At 61.6% G+C, this 17,693-nt stretch carries 14 protein-coding genes; 9 read left to right on the top strand and 5 right to left on the bottom strand.

Features of this window, described 5'->3' with window-relative positions; all coding sequences use genetic code 11:
* Positions 1-361, top strand: a 361-nt coding sequence (locus tag CBR61_RS16650; RefSeq protein WP_172835993.1) for a GDP-mannose 4,6-dehydratase, incomplete at its 5' end; no start/stop codon positions are given.
* 2,082 nt (positions 362-2,443) lie between these two features.
* Here the strand turns inward: CBR61_RS16650 and wecB are convergent.
* The gene (gene wecB / locus CBR61_RS16645) at positions 2,444-3,568 is read right to left on the bottom strand and encodes a non-hydrolyzing UDP-N-acetylglucosamine 2-epimerase (RefSeq protein ID WP_088915369.1); all 1,125 of its coding nucleotides are present in this window, start codon (positions 3,566-3,568) and stop codon (positions 2,444-2,446) included.
* Complete coding sequence (wecC, locus tag CBR61_RS16640; protein ID WP_088915368.1) at positions 3,565-4,869, bottom strand: UDP-N-acetyl-D-mannosamine dehydrogenase; 1,305 nt, start codon at positions 4,867-4,869, stop codon at positions 3,565-3,567. Before wecC ends, wecB begins: the two co-directional genes overlap by 4 nt.
* A 203-nt stretch (positions 4,870-5,072) precedes the next feature.
* Between wecC and CBR61_RS16965 the strand changes: the two genes are divergently transcribed.
* Positions 5,073-5,372, top strand: coding sequence for a hypothetical protein (locus CBR61_RS16965; protein WP_157696654.1), 300 nt, complete (start codon positions 5,073-5,075; stop codon positions 5,370-5,372).
* Positions 5,373-5,614: 242 nt separating this feature from the next.
* Positions 5,615-6,874, top strand: a complete 1,260-nt coding sequence (locus CBR61_RS16635) for a tyrosine-type recombinase/integrase (RefSeq protein WP_088915367.1) — start codon at positions 5,615-5,617, stop codon at positions 6,872-6,874.
* 42 nt (positions 6,875-6,916) lie between these two features.
* On the opposite strand, the gene CBR61_RS16630 is transcribed toward CBR61_RS16635, so the two are convergent.
* From CBR61_RS16630 to cysD, 3 genes are read right to left on the bottom strand one after another with little or no spacing between them, the layout of a single operon-like run.
* Positions 6,917-7,672 carry a 3'(2'),5'-bisphosphate nucleotidase CysQ gene (locus CBR61_RS16630; protein ID WP_088915366.1) on the bottom strand — a complete coding sequence of 252 codons (756 nt, stop codon included), beginning with the start codon at positions 7,670-7,672 and terminating at the stop codon, positions 6,917-6,919.
* Positions 7,669-9,579 carry a sulfate adenylyltransferase subunit CysN gene (gene cysN / locus CBR61_RS16625; RefSeq protein ID WP_088915365.1) on the bottom strand — a complete coding sequence of 637 codons (1,911 nt, stop codon included), beginning with the start codon at positions 9,577-9,579 and terminating at the stop codon, positions 7,669-7,671. The genes CBR61_RS16630 and cysN overlap by 4 nt, the downstream gene beginning before the upstream one ends.
* Positions 9,579-10,481 (bottom strand): sulfate adenylyltransferase subunit CysD, encoded by a 903-nt coding sequence (cysD, locus tag CBR61_RS16620; RefSeq protein WP_088915364.1) that lies wholly within the window; start codon positions 10,479-10,481, stop codon positions 9,579-9,581. Before cysD ends, cysN begins: the two co-directional genes overlap by 1 nt.
* 141 nt (positions 10,482-10,622) lie before the next feature.
* Between cysD and CBR61_RS16615 the strand changes: the two genes are divergently transcribed.
* The 6 genes from CBR61_RS16615 to CBR61_RS17245 all read left to right on the top strand — a co-directional run bounded on the left by CBR61_RS16615 (position 10,623) and on the right by CBR61_RS17245 (position 16,678).
* Complete coding sequence (locus CBR61_RS16615) at positions 10,623-11,705, top strand: CaiB/BaiF CoA transferase family protein (protein WP_088915363.1); 1,083 nt, start codon at positions 10,623-10,625, stop codon at positions 11,703-11,705.
* Positions 11,705-12,172, top strand: a complete 468-nt coding sequence (locus tag CBR61_RS16610; RefSeq protein ID WP_088915362.1) for a MaoC family dehydratase — start codon at positions 11,705-11,707, stop codon at positions 12,170-12,172. Before CBR61_RS16615 ends, CBR61_RS16610 begins: the two co-directional genes overlap by 1 nt.
* Positions 12,173-12,476: 304 nt before the next feature.
* On the top strand, positions 12,477-12,938 hold the full coding sequence (locus tag CBR61_RS16960; RefSeq protein WP_157696653.1) for a hypothetical protein: 462 nt from the start codon (positions 12,477-12,479) through the stop codon (positions 12,936-12,938).
* 245 nt (positions 12,939-13,183) lie between these two features.
* Entirely contained in the window at positions 13,184-15,364 is a 2,181-nt protein-coding gene (locus tag CBR61_RS16605; protein WP_088915361.1) for a bifunctional diguanylate cyclase/phosphodiesterase, read from the top strand.
* A gap of 492 nt (positions 15,365-15,856) precedes the next feature.
* Positions 15,857-16,162, top strand: a complete 306-nt coding sequence (locus CBR61_RS16600; protein ID WP_088915360.1) for a helix-turn-helix domain-containing protein — start codon at positions 15,857-15,859, stop codon at positions 16,160-16,162.
* A gap of 381 nt (positions 16,163-16,543) precedes the next feature.
* Positions 16,544-16,678 carry a hypothetical protein gene (locus tag CBR61_RS17245; protein ID WP_267890702.1) on the top strand — a complete coding sequence of 45 codons (135 nt, stop codon included), beginning with the start codon at positions 16,544-16,546 and terminating at the stop codon, positions 16,676-16,678.
* The last annotated feature ends 1,015 nt before the right edge of the window (positions 16,679-17,693 follow it).

The following is a 17,693-nucleotide window of genomic DNA, read 5'->3' as shown; positions in this document are numbered from 1 at the left end:
TGGGATCGAGGCCTGTCTGCTCAAGGGCCAACCGGGCGAGACCTACAATATTGGCGGCGGGGCGGAACTGCCCAACATGACCGTGATCGACACCATCTGCGCCGAAGTCGACCGCGCCTTCACCGAGATCGAGGGCCTCGCCGGGCGCTACCCCGACGCGCCGGCCGCGAGGGGCGAGCCCACGCGCATCCTCAAGACCTTCGTCACCGACCGCGCCGGCCACGACCGCCGCTACGCCATCGACGAGACCAAGGCCCGGGCCGAACTCGGCTATGCGCCGGCCCACGGTTTCGAGGACGGCCTGCGTCAAACGCTGCGCTGGTATCTCGACCACGAAGCCTGGTGGCGCCCGCTCCTCTAGGCGTCCGTAATTCGACTCATGCTTTGTGAGGCTAGCTAAGCATCTGGCTCTAACCATCTAGCGTATAGCGAAACAGCCCATCCACTCCCCAGTGCGGAAGGGCCTTACTTCAACAGTGTGGTCTGTAATGAGAAAGCCGGCGCGACATGAACACCTCACTGATTGTTCCGCTTTCAAAAGCGCTCCAAAGCCCTGCTTGCCTGGTGACCCGCGCTTGGATGGGAAGCCATCAGTGGTGTGGTACGAGCCCGGGCTTGGTAATGAGGTGTGCGGGGCGGCTGCGACCCGGGTCGTGGTCCACCGCCCCGGCTCGCAGAGGTTGGGACATCGCGAGCAGGCTCTGACCTAAATGGGTCTGCCGAGTCGTGCAACATTGACAGACGAAACTGTCATTCTGGCGATACGTCCACTACCGACCCAATGAGAGCCCAGGCACCTTCACGCACCAGTTGGCCACTAACACGAGCCGGTTGCAACAAGTAAGCAGGCGGCGATGGACAGCGCCGTAGCGACTGTGCGCTGTCATGCGACAGTCCTTTCTCAACGCCGATGCGGCATTTTCTTTTGGCTTGAAATCGATGCTGCAAATGATACCTTCCCAAGGCGTCAACATCTACCTTGGCGTATCGTGGAGCCGGCGTGCCTAGACACCGCGCCGGCTCCTTTTGTGTGCGGATCGCGCCAGAAAAGAAGCATGCCAGGCTGGCGTTGCGCAGGAAGCGCGCATCTGTGGCTCGGACCCCACCTGTTATTCTTCGGGCAGCAAATGTGCAGCATAGGGACATCCGCGTTTTTGTGATGCCGTCGTGCGTTCGCATTGGATAGAGGAGGTGGGGCACCGGGGGGGGGACAAAGATGGTTGGCGAACACGGCAAGCGCGACGCAGTAACATACCATTGGAGCCTGCCTGACGGAACTTTATGTCGCATGACGCTCTTCGATGTCACAGCCTCAGAAGCGGCAGATGCCGCCAAAGCATGTGGGTGGCCGGGTTGGGAGCCACTGCCGTACTAAAATTATTTGCCGCTGCTCTGGCAGGGCGAGTACTTTGGCTGCGTGGCGGATCAGCTCGAGGTCGTTGCCGCGCCTGCGGGTGGTTGCGTGAGCAAGATGAAGCCTCTCATTCTTCGCGGGTGATGCCTGAGCGAAGGTCAGCACGATCTAAGAATGCGCTTGCCAGCCTTGCGCAGAATTGCATCGACACGGGACAGTACCGTTTCGTGCTCACCAGAGCGATGAAGGCATCGAATACGGATATTCTGGGCAATCCCAATGCGATCTATCTCAACCCCGGTGCCCGGGAGCTGGAAGCAACGATTTTGTCTCGTTCTTGGGCAACGCGCTTAACGTTACATTCCTTCGAGCGAGTTCACCTGGCGCCGATGTGCGTGTGCCGACGGCCGTTCCCTAACCCTCGACCTGGATGATGGTTGGTCTGGGGTTTGGCTTTGTGGGCACCGTTCTGAGAACACAAAAGGCGCGGGCGCGCCGGGAAAGAAAACTCGGGCTCGCCTGATTTCAGTGATGCGCCTACACTGGGACTGGCTCGCGCGGCTTTACTGGCAGAGCCCGTTAAGCATCCCGATCTATTCCTGTCCCACTCTCTGGCCGTCAGCACGCTGATGCGTTAAGCTCCGGGCGTGATGCGACGCAAAAGTCTCCTGTACCTTGCCCGTTCTGCGGTTGCCTCAGTCTTCGGAATTTCGAGCGACGAGGCGCGTGCCGGATGGTGGTGGGAGATCGACCTCGCCATTGTCATTTTGGCGGGCAGTTTCATTCTTGGACTAAGTGCCTGGGTACAGCTGTGATATTTCTTGCGTAAGCGGCCGGGGTCTTTCTCGCTTTGCTGAACAGGGGGATTGCCGCCGAACGCTGCTCAATTGAGCCCGGGCGCTGCCTTCACCATCGTCGTGGCGCGCGAGGATCGGGTCTTCGTTCGAGCAAATGAAGACCTTGAGCTTGCGGAGATGACCAGGCCAGCTTGTTTGCGGAACAGGGTGGCGATTACCAGGGTAACGGGCCGCATAGCGCAACGCGCTGCCTGAAGACCTCGGACGGGCGCGCGCTAGGATCGGCTAAGGTTCAAAGCAGTGCCGCGATCTTCTGGCTGGCCGCCCCGTCGCCATAGGGATTGTGGGCTCGCGCCATGCGCTGATACGCCGCCTCATCGTCCAGAAGCAGATTGGTGGTCTCTATGATGGCGGTTGCATCCGTGCCGACGAGCCTCGCGGTGCCGGCTGCTACGCCTTCGGGCCTTTCGGTGGTGTCGCGCATGACCAGTACCGGCTTGCCGAGGCTCGGCGCCTCTTCCTGAATGCCACCGGAGTCGGTGAGCACGATTTCGCAGGCTGAGAGCATCGCAACAAAATCAAGGTAATCGAGTGGGCTGACGAGCGCAATGTTGGGCTGCCCTGCAAGCGCGGGCCTCATCACATCGGCCACATTCGGGTTGGGATGAACAGGGTAAATGATCGCGATATCCTTGCGTTGTGCGATCTTTTGCAGTGCCAGGGAGATCGCCTGCATGCCCTCGCCGAAATTCTCTCTTCGGTGAGCAGTGACTGCGATGATCCTCTTGCCGGCAAAGCGTTCTATGAGCGGTGTGATGGCCGGCGCCAGGTCTGGGTCTGCGGCAATCCTGCTCTTGGCAAAGAGCAAGGCATCGATGACTGTGTTTCCGGTGACGTGGATCGATTGCTCGGCAACGTTCTCGGCGCGCAGGGCCGCCGCTGCCGTTTGCGTCGGTGCGAAGTGAAGGTCGGCGATGACGCCGGTGACCTTGCGGTTCACTTCTTCGGGCCAGGGCGAGTAGATGTTACCACTGCGCAGGCCAGCCTCGACATGGCCTACGGGCACGCGGCGGAAATAGCATGCGAGCGATGCCATCATGGTTGTGAGGGTGTCGCCATGCACCAGCACGCGGTCGGGTCGCATGCTGTCCAAAGCCTCGGTGAATCGGCTTAGGATCCGATTTGCAAGGCATTCGAGGGATTGGTCCGGGACCATGAGATCAAGATCGAGATCGGGAGTGATACCGGCCATGGAGAGGACCGAATCGAGCAGTTCGCGGTGCTGGGCCGTGACGACCACCTTCACGTCGAAACGTCGCGTCTGGCGCAGCGCGAAGACTACCGGGAACATCTTGATCGCCTCGGGCCGCGTCCCGAAGGTTACAAGGATCCGTTGTTTATCGGAGGCCGAATTCATCGACGCAGCATGCCCCTGGTATCGAAGACGATCTTGCCTGCCAGATCAACCGGGGTCAGGTGTCTGAAGGCCGTATGGTCGACCAGAACGACCACGATCTCGGCCTGCCTGAGCCCCGCGTCGAGCGTCACCAGCTGTGCGCCGGTGCCTGCAAGATATCTGGGCAATTGGTCCGTGAAGGGCTCGACCACCAGAACCCGCGGCCCATGGGTAAGGGAAAGCGCCTCGGCAATTTCAAGCGCCGGGCTTTCGCGGAAGTCATCGATGTCCGGCTTGAATGCCAAACCGAGCAGCGCGATCTTTCCTTCAGGCGCAGCCTCGAGCAGCGCGCGAATGCGACGCTCGGTGTGCACGGCCTTATGGTCATTGACCTCGCGCGCCGTGCGCACGAGCCGGGCGGACTCCGGAGCGCCGGCGACAAGGAACCAGGGGTCGACAGCGATGCAATGACCGCCCACACCGGGGCCCGGTTGAAGGATGTTGACGCGGGGGTGTCGGTTGGCGAGGCGGATCACCTCCCAGACGTCTACCCCGATCTCCTCCGCGATCATCGAGAGTTCGTTGGCAAAGGCGATGTTGACGTCACGGAAACTGTTCTCGACGAGCTTCACAGTCTCTGCCACCCGTGCGCTGGTGTAAAGGCAATCTCCCTTCACAAAGCTGGTGTAGAGTACCGCAGCACGCTCGGCACAGGCAGCAGTGACCCCGCCGATTACGCGGTCATTGTGGACCAGTTCATTGACGATCCGCCCCGGGAGCACACGTTCGGGGCAATAGGCCAGCGCGATGTCAGCATCATCATCGCTCCCATCGCGCGGCACCACGATATCGGGCCGGAGAGTGGCAATGATTTCGGCGACCCGCTCGGTGGTGCCAACCGGTGAGGTGCTCTCAACAATGATGCAGGCGCCGGGGACGATCTTGGGGGCAATCGCTCTTGCTGCGGCCTCGACATAGGAGATGTCCGGCAAGTTGTACTCGCCTAGCGGCGTCGGAACCGCAATCATGTAAAAGCTTGCCGTTGGGACCTCGGTCGAGGCGACCAATGTTTGGGCAGTGATGGCATTTCGCACGAGCATTTCGAGATCGCGCTCTTCGATATGCACGCCGCCGCTATTGACCGTATCGACGACGTTTTGGGAGACGTCCACGCCGCATACGCTCCACCCATAGCTGGCGAGCAGGGCAGCGGTAGGCAATCCGATGTATCCGAGGCCGATCACGGCAACCTGGTGCTCGGGCACAACCTGGCCAAGCGCCTTGCGTCCAAGTGCCGCTGTTGCATGGAAAGGAGCATTCATCGTTTCATCGTCCCGGTTGCGCCGCGGGTGATGGCCGCAAAGCCCTTAAAATCGCGTTAGGCTTGCGAACTTCTTACCATTGATCAGTAACGGCCACTTGGCACCCGCCGGACAACTCTTCCGGCTCTTGGCAAGGGCGGGCCGATGATCAGCGCCGGAATCGCCTACGAGCGGTAGCCAGTGCCAATATAAAGCGTCCCTCAGTGACACAGTCGATGGGCGGCCGCGAAGCAAAGCGCTATTTGGGCGGCATGTGGTCCGGAGAGCGATTGTTGTTTCTTCGAGGGACGATTTCCCAGATTTGGCCTAACGTCGGGATCGCAACTACCTTGTGGAGCCAGCAATTGATCAGCTTTCGCAGACCAGAAGCGATATTCAACGTGGCTGGCAACGGGGATTTGCTGAATGCTTACATCGAGAGCATCAGGCTCGCGCCGAATTCTTCGGTGCCCGAGCCCGGAACAGGGATGTTGAAGATCCTCTGCGTGGCGGCAGCCGGCTAGGGATGCGAGCTTAACCCGATATGAAACCAGCGAGCAGAGCCGCAACTTGACCGTCAGGCACGCCGCTAATGATCATGCTTTGTTCTTCCCAGAACATCCCAAAAAATGTATAGAAGCCGCAGAAATCCTAGGGATTTGCCCCTTGGATAGTCTCGGATCGTCCCAGCATTTCCCAGGCGCTCCAGACGTTTTTGTGGGCCTTATGTGGGCTCATGCGAAAACCCCATTGGGAGAAGGCCCACATGCCTCTTACCGAAACCAAGCTTCGCACGCTCAAGAGCAAAGACAAGCCCTACAAGGTCGCCGACCAGCGCGGTCTTTACATCGAGGTCACCCCGTCAGGCGGCAAGCTGTGGCGATTCCGCTACCGGGTCGGCAAGACCGAGAAGAAGCTGTCGATCGGCCCCTACCCCGAAATCAGCCTGAAGGAGGCCCGCGATGTCGCCTACGAGGCGAGACATACTGTCGCGTCAGGCGGTGACCCCGCGCTCGAAAAGCGAAAGAGGAAGATCCGCAACGAACTCCTCTCGGCCCAGACTTTCGAGGCGGTGGCGCGGGAATACATTGAGCAGATGATGGTCAAGAACGGACTAGCCCAGGCGACCCTCGTCAAAGCCAACTACTTCCTCGAGCAGCTCACGCCCGCCATCGGCAAGCGCCCGATCCATGAGATCGAACCCTTTGAAGTGCTGGCGCCCCTCAAGCGCCTCGAGGCAAACGGCAAGCACGAGACCGCAAAGAAGTGCCGCTCTTTCGCCGGGCGCGTGTTTCGCTACGGGGTTGCCACCACCCGCTGCAAATCCGACCCCACCGCGATGCTGAAGGGCGCGCTCGTGACACCGCGCGCTCAGCACTATGCAGCGATCCTCGAGCCCAAGGAGCTCGGCGGTCTCTTGCGCGCCATTGATGACTACACCGGCCACCTGGTCACCAAGTATGCTCTCCAGATCGCGCCGCATGTCTTCGTCCGGCCGGGCGAGCTGCGCCATGCCGAGTGGCACGAGATCGATTTTGAAGACGGGGTCTGGAAGATCCCCGCTGGGAAGATGAAGGCTCGCCGGCCGCATGCGGTGCCGCTCTCGACGCAGGTGGTCGGCTACCTGACCGAGCTTGCCACCATGCTGGGGACCGAAGGCTATGTCTTTCCCTCGGCCCGCAGCGGCATCCGCCCGATGAGCGAGAACACGCTTAATGCTGCCTTCCGGCGCATGGGCTATTCCAAGGATGAGCTGACCGCGCATGGCCTGAGGGCTACCGCCTCCACCTTTCTCAACGAATCGGGCCTGTGGAACCCTGATGCGATCGAACGGGCGCTGGGTCTTTGCGGTACGAAGCCTTACCGGGTCATGCGGATACTGCGGACCGAGGACCAGTCGTGGGCAGAGCGCGTCTGCATGGCGCAGTGGTGGAGTGATTACCTTGATTGTGCAAGGAGAGGTTGGCCGATAACGCTCGCGCTGAAAAAGGACATCACACAGGAACCGCTACGTTTGGTCTGCTGAACGGGCCTCAGGGATATTGACGACTGACCCCGTCTGGCGCTGCTATCGACGCAGGGTGCGAACCGCTTCCAATACGTTGGCTGCCAACTCCGATCGACAGACCAGAAGGTCGGGCATGTAGGTGTCAGGTCGGTTATAGATGAGCCTGCTGCCGTCGATGCGCGAGCAGTGAAGGCCATTCGCCATCGCCACCGCTACGGGCGCACAACTGTCCCACTCGTGCTGGCCGCCCGAGTGCAGGTAGACCTCCGCCTCGCCCCGCACCACCGCCATCGCCTTGGCTCCGGCGCTGCCCATCCTCACTAGCTCTCCGCCCAGCATCCGCGCGACTGCTTCGGCCTCGCGCGCCGGGCGCGTGCGGCTGACGAGAAAGCGGGGCCGTTCGGCCATCGGGCGCAGAGGATATGGCCGATCGGAGCGCAGCACCACCTCGCCCGCAAGCCCCGGCAAGGCTACTGCGCCGAGCACGGGGGCACCGTCGATCGCCAGCGCGACGTGTACAGCCCAGTCGGCTCGTCCCTCGCTGTATTCGCGCGTGCCGTCGACCGGATCGACGATCCACACGCGTGCCTTGGCGAGGCGTCCCGAATTGTCCTTCTCCTCCTCGGACAGCACGCCATCATCGGGCCTTGCGGCGCGGATGGCCTCGCAAAGGAAGCTGTTGGCGGCCGCATCACCCGCCGTGCCGAGCGCCTCGCCGGCTAGGCCCGATTGCTCGCGCACTGTAAGCAAGAGGCGTCCGGCCTCCTCGGCGAGGCTTGCCGCCAGTGCGGCGTCGTCGAGATGGGGTAGGATCATTTGAGCGGCAGGATCTTCGCGATGATGTGCCTTGCCGCTTCTTCGGGGGTCATGTCCACGGTGTTGACGCGGATTTCCGGGTTTTCCGGCGGTTCGTAAGGGCTGTCGATCCCGGTGAAGTTCGTGAGCTTGCCCGCGCGCGCCTTTTTGTAGAGCCCTTTAACATCGCGCGCCTCGGCGACCTCCAGTGGCGTGTCGACAAAGATCTCCACGAACTCGCCCTCGGGCAGCATCTTGCGCACCATTTCGCGCTCGGCGCGGAAGGGGCTGATGAAGGCGGTGAGCACGATAAGGCCCGCATCGGCCATCAGCTTGGCTACCTCTCCCACGCGGCGGATGTTCTCTATCCGGTCGGCCTCGGTGAACCCGAGATCGCGGTTGAGGCCGTGGCGGACATTGTCGCCATCGAGCAGGAAGGTGTGGCGGTTCATCACGAACAGCTGCTTTTCGACCTCGTTGGCGATGGTCGACTTGCCCGACCCCGACAGGCCAGTGAACCACAGCACTTTCGGCTTCTGGTTCTTCATGCCCGCATGGTCATCGCGGGTGATGCTCACCGGCTGCCAGTGAACGTTGTCCGCACGGCGCAGGTTGAAGGCGATCATCCCCGCCGCGACCGTGGCGTTGGTGAACTTGTCGATGAGGATGAATCCGCCGAGCTGGCGGCTGGTGTCGTAGGGCTCGAAGGCGATCGGACGGTCGGTGGCGAACTCGGCGACGCCGATCGCGTTGAGGCCTAGTGTCTTGGCCGCGAGATGCTCAAGGCTGTTGACGTCGATCTCGTATTTTGGCGGCTGGACCGTGGCGGTCACGGTCTGGGTGCCGAGCTTCAGCCAGTAGCCGCGCCCGGGCTTCAATGCCTCCTCGTCCATCCACACGAAGGTCGCGCAGAACTGGTCGGAGGCCAGCGGCGGATCGCCGGCGGCCGCAATTAGGTCGCCGCGACTGCAATCGACCTCGTCGGCGAGGGTGAGGGTTACAGACTGCCCGGCCACGGCCTCGTCGAGGTCGCCGTCGAACGTGACGATGCGGGTGACGGTGCTGGTCTTGCCCGAAGGCACGATCCTGACCTGATCGCCAGGGCGAATGGTGCCGCTGGCGATCTGGCCGGCAAACCCGCGGAAATCGAGATTGGGGCGGTTGACCCACTGCACCGGCAGCCGGAACGGCTGCGTCTGCGCCGCTGTCGCATCGACTTCGACGGTTTCGAGATGCCCGATCAGCGTCGGGCCGGCATGCCAAGGAGTGTTTGCCGAGAGCGCGGTGATGTTGTCGCCCTTGAAGCCCGAGATCGGGACGGCGGTGAAGTCGCCGATCCCGATGCTCGCGGCGAAAGCGCGGTAGTCGGCAACGATCCGGTCGAACATGCCTTGATCGTAACCGACAAGGTCCATCTTGTTCACCGCCAGCACGACGTGGCGGATGCCGAGCAGGTGGACGAGGTAGGAGTGCCGCCGGGTCTGCTGGAGCACGCCCTTTCTCGCATCGATCAGGATCACCGCGAGGTCGGCGGTCGAGGCGCCTGTCACCATGTTGCGGGTGTACTGCTCGTGCCCCGGCGTGTCGGCGACGATGAACTTGCGCTTCTCGGTGGTGAAGAAGCGGTAGGCGACGTCGATCGTGATCCCCTGCTCGCGCTCGGCCGCAAGCCCGTCGACCAGCAGGGCGAAGTCTATCTCCTCGCCCTGCGTGCCGTGACGCTTGCTGTCGCTTTCGAGGGCTGCGAGCTGATCCTCGAAGATCATCTTGCTGTCGTAGAGCAGCCGTCCGATCAGCGTCGACTTGCCATCATCAACCGAGCCGCAGGTGATGAAGCGCAGCAGGCTCTTGTGCTGGTGCTGCTCGAGATAGGCGTCGATATCCTCGGCGATGAGGGCATCGGTCCGGAAGGAGGATTGGCCGTTCATCAGAAATACCCTTCCTGCTTCTTGTCTTCCATGCTCGCCGACTGGCCCTTGTCGATCGCGCGGCCCTGGCGTTCGGAGCCGGTGGCGAGCAGCATTTCCTGGATGATGTCGTTCATTTCCGTGGCCGTGCTCTCGGTCGCTCCTGTCAGCGGGTAGCAGCCCAGCGTGCGGAATCGGACGGACCGGGTGACTGGTTGCTCGCCGGATTCGAGCCGGAAGCGATCGTCATCCACCACCAGCAGCATCCCGTCGCGCTCCACCGTCGGGCGGGGCTTGCTGAAGTAGAGCGGCACGATGTCGATCTTCTCCAGCGCGATATACTGCCAGATGTCGAGCTCGGTCCAGTTCGAGATCGGGAAGACCCTGATGCTCTCGCCTTTGGCCTTCCTGGCGTTGTAGAGGTTCCACAGCTCGGGACGCTGGTTCTTGGGGTCCCAGCGGTGGGCGGCGTTGCGAAAGGAGAAGATGCGCTCCTTGGCCCGCGCCTTCTCTTCATCCCGCCGCCCGCCGCCGAAGGCCGCGTCGAAGCCGTGCTGCGTGAGGGCGCGCTTCAGCGGATCGGTAAGCTGCGCCTGCGAATAGAGCGCGCTGCCGGTGTCGAAGGGGTTGATGCCCTGCGCCACGGCGTCTTCGTTCTGGGCGATGATAAGCTTGAGGCCATACTCGCGCACCGTCCGGTCGCGGTGGGCGAGGAGGTCGGCAAAGTCCCACCCGCTCGCCACGTGCAGCATCGGGAAGGGCGGGGGCGCGGGGTGGAAGGCCTTGCGCGCCAGATGCAGCATCACCGAGGAATCCTTGCCCACCGAATAGAGCATGACCGGGTTCTCCGCCTCGGCGACGACCTCGCGGAAGATGTGGATGCTCTCGGCCTCGAGCCGTTCGAGATGGGTCAGATTGCGCATGGCGCCGCAGGTATAGTCTGCGCGCGGTCCAACAAGCAATTTTGCCTTTTCCTGCCAATGGCCCGCCTTGGGGGCTGGCAATGTCGGCACTTGCTCTACTGAAGGCGGCTTGCTTATGGCTGGACCAAAGGGAGAGATCACATGAGCCAGCCGAAGGGGCCGCTTGCCGGTCTTCGCGTTCTTGAATTCGCCGGGATCGGGCCCGGGCCGCACGTCGCCATGCTGCTCGCCGACCTCGGCGCCGAGGTCGTGCGGATCGACCGGCCGGGGTCGGTGTCGACCAATCCGGTGGTCGATCGCGCGCGGCATCGGCTGGCGCTCGATCTCAAGAGCGAGGAGGGAAAGGCGCAGGTCCGCGCCGCTGCCGCCAGCGCCGACGTGCTGATCGAGGGCTTCCGCCCCGGGGTGATGGAGCGGCTGGGACTGGGGCCCGATGATCTGCTGATGACCAACCCACGACTGGTCTACGCCCGCATGACTGGCTGGGGACAGGAGGGACCGCTCGCGCAGGCCGCCGGGCACGACATCAACTACATCGCCATAACCGGAGCGCTGGCGGCGGTCGGGAGGGCGGGAGAGACCGCCACCCCGCCCCAGAACCTCGTCGGCGACTTCGGCGGCGGGTCGATGTATTGCGCCTTCGGGATCATGGCCGCGCTCTACGAACGCGAACGCTCCGGCAAGGGGCAGGTGGTCGATGCCGCGATCGTCGACGGGGCGACCAGCCTGATGAGCTTCTTCTTCGGCGTGCGCCACCTGCCGCACCTTTCAACCGAACGCGGCAAGGGGATGCTCGGCGGGGCGGCGCATTTCTACCGCTGCTTCACCTGCGCCGACGGGAAGGAGATCAGCCTCGGCTCGATCGAGCCGCAATTCTACGCCGAGTTGCTCCAGCGGGCAGGCGCCCCACAGGAACTGGCGCAGGGGCAGATGAACCCGGCCAACTGGGACGACCACGCCGAAAAGCTGGCCGCGCTATTCGCCAAGAAGACGCGGGACGAGTGGTGCGAGCTGCTCGAGGGCACCGACGCCTGCTTCGCGCCGGTGCTCGGCATCGAGGAGGCGCGCGAGCATCCGCACATGAAGGCCCGGGCCGCCTATGTCGAGCATGACGGCATTTGGCACACCGCCCCCGCGCCCCGCTTCAGCCGCACCCCGGGGGCGGTCCGATCGAGCACCGACGACGGCGCCGAAGTCGTGGCGCGCTGGGCGGAGGCAGGCTGATGGCGGGCAAGTTCTTCGAGGAATGGCAGGTTGGCGAGCGGATCGAGCACCCGATCCGACGCACCGTGACCGAGACCGACAACCTGTTGTTCTCGACCATGACCCACAATCCGCAGCCGCTCCACATCGACGTGGAGGCGGCAAGGGCGAGCGGGTTCGGGCAGATCCTTGTCAATTCGACCTTCACCTTCAGCCTTCTTGTCGGCCTGTCGGTGGGCGAGACGACCCTCGGCACCCTGGTCGCCAACCTCGGCTTCGACAAGGTGGTGACGCCGAAGCCCGTGTTCATCGGCGACACGCTGCGAGCAACCTCCGAAGTCAAGGACTTGCGGGAAAGCCGGTCCCGGTCCGATGCCGGGATCATCACCTGGATCCATGAAATGACGAACCAGCGCGGAGAAGTGGTGTGCCGCTGCGAGCGGTCGGCGCTGATCCAGCGCCGAGGCGTGAACAGTCCTTCGTGCTGATGCGGAGTCCTCCCGCAGGACGACCCATGGCCGAGGGGAAACATGTGAGCAGCATCGGCAAGGTCGTCGGCCGTCTCGAAGAGATCGCTGAGAACAGGGACAAAATCGAGGTCAACGGCCTGTTGTAAACCTTCGGCGACCGCTTTCTCGCGCCGCTGATGCTTATCAGCCCGTGGCGCAGGTGTTTGTCGGCAGGACAGATATAGCTGTAATCATCGTGATCCTAGCTGGGGGCGGAACGCTCAAAGGTAGCCAAAGAAAAGCCGGTTTGGTACAGCGGTAGCGAAGCACGGGGGGCGCGCCCTTGAATTCTGAGACGATAATGAAGTTGGCTCGTCAATTCGACGAGGCACAGATTACATTGGAGGAACTTCGCCGGGATAGCGGTTGCGATACCTTCGTGCGCAAACCCGCTGAGCCTAAGGTCCGTCATCAGACCGCATTGGAAGCAGCGCTGATGGCCTACGAACAGAGGCGATCACGTGCGAAGCATCTGCAGGATGAAGAGATCTTCGGCGAACCTGCATGGGACATTCTGCTCGACCTTTACGCTCACCAGGCCCAGAATGAGCAGGTTTCGGTCAAGAGCGCCTGCATTGGATCTGGTGCACCTGCAACAACTGCATTGCGTTGGCTGAGCGTCCTTGAGGCCAAAGGATTGGTTCGTTCCCTGGACGATCCTAGTGACAACCGGCGGCGGCTTATCCGCCTCACGCCTGAAGGATATGAAGCGATGACCCGTTACCTCAACGAAATTGCAAGATAGCCACGGCTATCGCGGATACGTGCTGCGCACGTTTGTGGAGAGCCAACGGGTCAGGTGGTTGGAGTGCTCATGCGTAAAGCGACCCTTGGGCAGCCGCCAAAGCAGGAGCGGGGCTATCAAGGGTGCCGAAGACAATCGTTACGGCGGCAGCTGATCACGCAACGACCCTTAAGTCATCGGAAAGGGTAACTCGTCGCAAGCCGCGCTAGAATGCTCGCCTGATTTTCAACGGGCAGAGCTGACTGATGTTTGAGGATGCGCCACCAGCAATTGCTGCCCTTGATCTTTCTGATCCGAAATTGCTTTCGTCGGTGCTGGAAGCCGCGAACGATGCGATCCTGATCACTGAAGCTGAGGCCTTAGATTCCCCTCATCCGCGAATTGTATATGCGAACGAAAGCTATACCCGCATGTCGGGCTATAGCCTGCATGAAGTCATCGGTCAGTCGCCCCGCATATTGCAGGGGCGTGGCACATGTCGCGCAACTCTGGACCGGATCAGGCAAAAATTGGCGGCTTGGGAGCCATTTTGCGAGGAACTGCTCAATTACCGGAAAGATGGGACACCGTTCTGGGTCGAGCTCAACGTTCGTCCTCTTGCCGACGATACGGGCTGGTTTACTCACTGGGTTTCAGTGCAACGCGACGTCACTGCGCGCCGCCAGGCCATGGATGCTCTAGCCGAGCACGCAAGGGATCTCGAAGAGGCACAGCGCCTCGCAAAGCTGGGTACCTGGAGATTGCCGGTCAGGTCGACACGAGTTTCTTTTTCAGCCGAAGTTTGCGCAATGATTGGCGTTTCGCGCGGGGTTACCTCGATACACACTGGCCAGCTTCGTCAGTCGATGGAAGCTCGATCCATGAGCGCGGCGCGCAACGCACTCGATCGCATCATGCTGCTCGGGGAAACCGCCAGTTTCGAGCTTCAACTCTTGCGTGACGGTCTCTCCTTTCGGACCATCTGGGTCGAAGGCCATCCCGAGCGAGACCGTGAAGGTAACGTCATTGCGGCCCGGGGACTGTGTCAGGACGTTTCAGAGCGCCGCAATATTGAACACGCCTTGATGTGGAATGCGACCCATGACGGCCTTACCGGCCTGTTCAACATAGAAGGTCTGCGCACGCAGGCGGCAGGGATCCTGGGCCGCGCACGATCCCAGCGGGACGCGGCGATAGTGGGGCTGGTAGATCTCGATCATCTGAAACTGGTCAATGATACGCTCGGGCACGCTGTCGGAGACGCCCTCATCGTCGAAGTGTCACGAAGGCTCCAGGGGTTTTTCGGCGAAGGTTCATGTGTTGCCCGGCTTGGCGGCGATGAGTTCGTATTCATTGAGAGAACCAAGGATGACCAGAGCGCGCTTGAGCAGCGTTTGCATGACCTTGTCAGCCTCCTGAAGCAGCCGTTCGAGTATCACGGCAGGCAACTCGATTGCAGCGGCAGTGTGGGAGTGGTCGTGACTTGCGAGTTCGAGCCTTCGCTGGATAGCCTTCTTCGCAATGCAGACCTTGCGATGTATCGCGCAAAGGAGATTGGGCGCGGGGCATTCGCGTTCTTTTCTTCAGATCTTCAGGCCAGTGTCGAGCGTAAGGTTGCCCATCTCGATCTTGCAAGGCTAGCGGTGGGCAGCAAACTGGTTGTCCCGCATTTCCAGCCGAAGGTCTCGCTCGAGACAGGCGCGCTTGTTGGGTTTGAGGCTTTGTTGCGCCTCAAGGTCGGTGATCGCATTCTGCCTCCTTCCGCCGTCGAACATGCATTCGAGAACGTCGAACTTGCAACGAGGCTTGGCGACGAGATGTTGCGGCGCGTGCTGGAGCAAATCCGACAATGGCGCCTAGAGAATTTCGAGTTTGGTTCGATTGCGGTTAATGTGTCGGGCGCCGAGTTGCTCCGCTCTGGCTATCCCCAACGCGTGCTCGAGGCGCTGACGCGCGCCAACGTTCCGCCCAGCGCGCTGGAGATTGAGGTGACTGAGGGCGTCCTGATCGGTCGTGGCGCCGAGCGAGTAGCGGGCGCCATCCGCCAGCTACGCGATGCTGGAGTGAAGATCGTCTTGGATGACTTTGGCACCGGCTATGCATCCCTGACCCATCTCAAGTGCCTTCCGATTAGTGGGATAAAGATCGACAAGAGCTTTGTCAGCGACATGCTGGAGGACGAAAGTGACGCATCGATCGTGCGAGCCTTGGTCGGGCTTGCTGATGCCCTAATGATTGACCTTGTTGCCGAGGGCGTCGAGACCGAGGAGCAGGTCAAGTTCTTGCGCGATTGTGGCTGCAAGGTGGCACAAGGATTTCTGTTTGGCCGACCCGTCGGTGCTCAAGAGATACTCGGCGCGAGAATTGATCATAGCCCCAGCTATCTTCGTGAGGAGTTCAAGGGGCGAACCAGGCGAGGTACTTCTAGTACGAGCCGCACACGGTAGGGGCCCAAAAGCGCCCGCGAAGGCCCGTGAATTACAGGTTGGCGAGGTCGGACCGGGGCCTGATCGTTCACGACCGGCAGGTTGAATGTCAGATGCCGCCTGCAGCCGAAGTGCCGGTCCAGAGTCGGCTCCTACTCAGGTCATGGCAGAGCATGGCTAAGAACGCGAATGGGCGGCTTTTACGTTGGTTTGGACTTGTGGCATCCGGCGCCGAGCGGCCTGGTGGAACAACCTCGTCAATCAGCCATGGCGCATCATGTCCATCGGCATGCGGCAGTGGACGCATGGGTCCTGATCAGCGAGTCTTGGTAACAGACCTGAAGCTCGGTCCCTGAACGGAGCGATCACTGCCGCAGTCTCGAGGCGTGATCTTCCATGCCGCGGCGGTCTTGACATTTATTGTCCCGCTTGGCGTGTTCGGGACGCTGGTAAAAGCGTCACTTAGGTCTCTTCATACAGACTGGCGTGAGCCCGCATTCTCAAGGAAACACCATGTCTCAGCCCTCGACCGAACTCTTTCTGAGCCGAACGACCTTGCGCCAAATCGAAATCATGCATGCCCTTGATCATCATGGCTCGATGTCGAAGGCCGCGAAGGCGCTCGGCATGTCGGTCGCAAACGTAAGTCGCGTTTCAAAACGTTTCGAGACCAATCTTAACGTCCAGCTTTTCGAGGGCGACGGGCGGAGACGTGTCCTGCGAAAAGAGGCCCGAGACATTCTCGGCCTCTTTAAAGCGCTCCATAACACAATCGAGGATCTGCGACCTCGGATCGAGCGGCTCAGGATCGAGGCTTGAGACTTATTGCAAGACCATCGCGAGCCCGCGACAAGTTGGGCCTTCGGGCGCCACGCCAAATCCGCACCACGATCCGGTGTTTCGGGGCGTCGCTTGCGCCAAGCGCCACGCGATCGTGCTCCAAATCGGCGAGCCCGGGGGCATGACTGATATCCGCACCTTCATCGCACAAAAGATCGATCGCTAGCGTCTCGTCCCGCGCCTCAAGAAGGCGGCGGCGCATCTCGGCATTTCCACACGCTTTATCTTGAGATTGCTGGGCCGGCAGGGCACGCGCTTTCACGAGCTGGTCGAGCAACTGCGCAATGGGTACGCTCTGGCGCTGCTTGGAGACACCTGGCCGCCGCTCATGATGTGGTGGGTGCGCTGGGGGGCAGCGACATGTCGAGCTTCGCCCTCTCGGTTCGCACGCGGTTCGGCGACACGCCGGGCAACCTCAGGGAGCAGCCGCAAAGGCCGATGCTGCCGTGCCCGATCTGGCTCGAAGCAAACTGGCTCCATCCGCGCGCTACCTAAAGATTGTTGACCCATGGCACCAAATTGGGAGTCTCCTGCCGAGCCTCGCAAGCGAGATTGTTTGAATAAGGAACAAGTGGCCCGAGGCGGGTGATAGCAATCAGCCCGGCCGCCGGATTACGGTCGTGGATAGGGATGTCACCGGATCGTCTGGCGCAGCCACCCGATCATTGGAATCGCTGTTGCACGGGTGGAAGTTGGGGCTCCCCGGCGAGTCTTTTGACGCAGACGGCAATTTCCGCCTTTAAAGAGGGCGGCCGTTTGGGTCGACTGAGCACCCCCCCTTAAGTCTGATCCTGAATGAGGGCGACCCGGACCACTGAGATAGGTCAGAACCTCATGCTCAAGAGGGGAGAGTCGGTGTGGAGGGCTTTGGCGCACTTTGCCGCAAATTCGCCGGGGTGAGCTACTCCCTGGCGTCGACAGCAGCAGTGCATCTGGTGGATCGATCTGCGGGCTGCCGTCGCGAAGGTGCTCGAGAAGCACGAGTTGCCGGAGCTCACGGCAGCCTTGAGCAGGCGAAGGATCTGGGGAACATGTCTGATAAGGCGGCTCGGTGGATGGCGCTGCGGGATGCCATGGGCGCGTTCTGGGATGCACCGATTGAGCTGTGTCCGCCGATCGCGCGTACAGGTGACGGGGGCGCGATCGGCGGAGGACCAGATCCGCAGGACAATCGTGGGTGAGACGCTCGACTGCGAAGGCCCGAATAGGCGATCTCAGTTTCGATGATCGCAAGCGGGGCATACGCATTGCTACTGCCCAGGCCTCGCGTCGAGGAAAAGCCTGCACCTCTCCATCCCAAACATGCGGGGCGAGCGGCGGGCTACGACCGAGGTCGCAGCCGCCCCGCGCCATCCGCTATGCCCTGCGCCCAAAGTGTAGGAAACGGCATGTCGGGACTAACTGGAAAACGACTGTGGATTGCATAGCCCCCAATCTGGCGCCACTTTGGCCGATCTCATCATCAATGAGGGAAGGATGGGAGGCAAAGGCCGTACCGCTCTCGGAAGTG

Source organism: Porphyrobacter sp. CACIAM 03H1 (assembly GCF_002215495.1).
Lineage (GTDB): Bacteria > Pseudomonadota > Alphaproteobacteria > Sphingomonadales > Sphingomonadaceae > Erythrobacter.
This window is presented reverse-complemented; position numbering and strand designations above follow the sequence as displayed.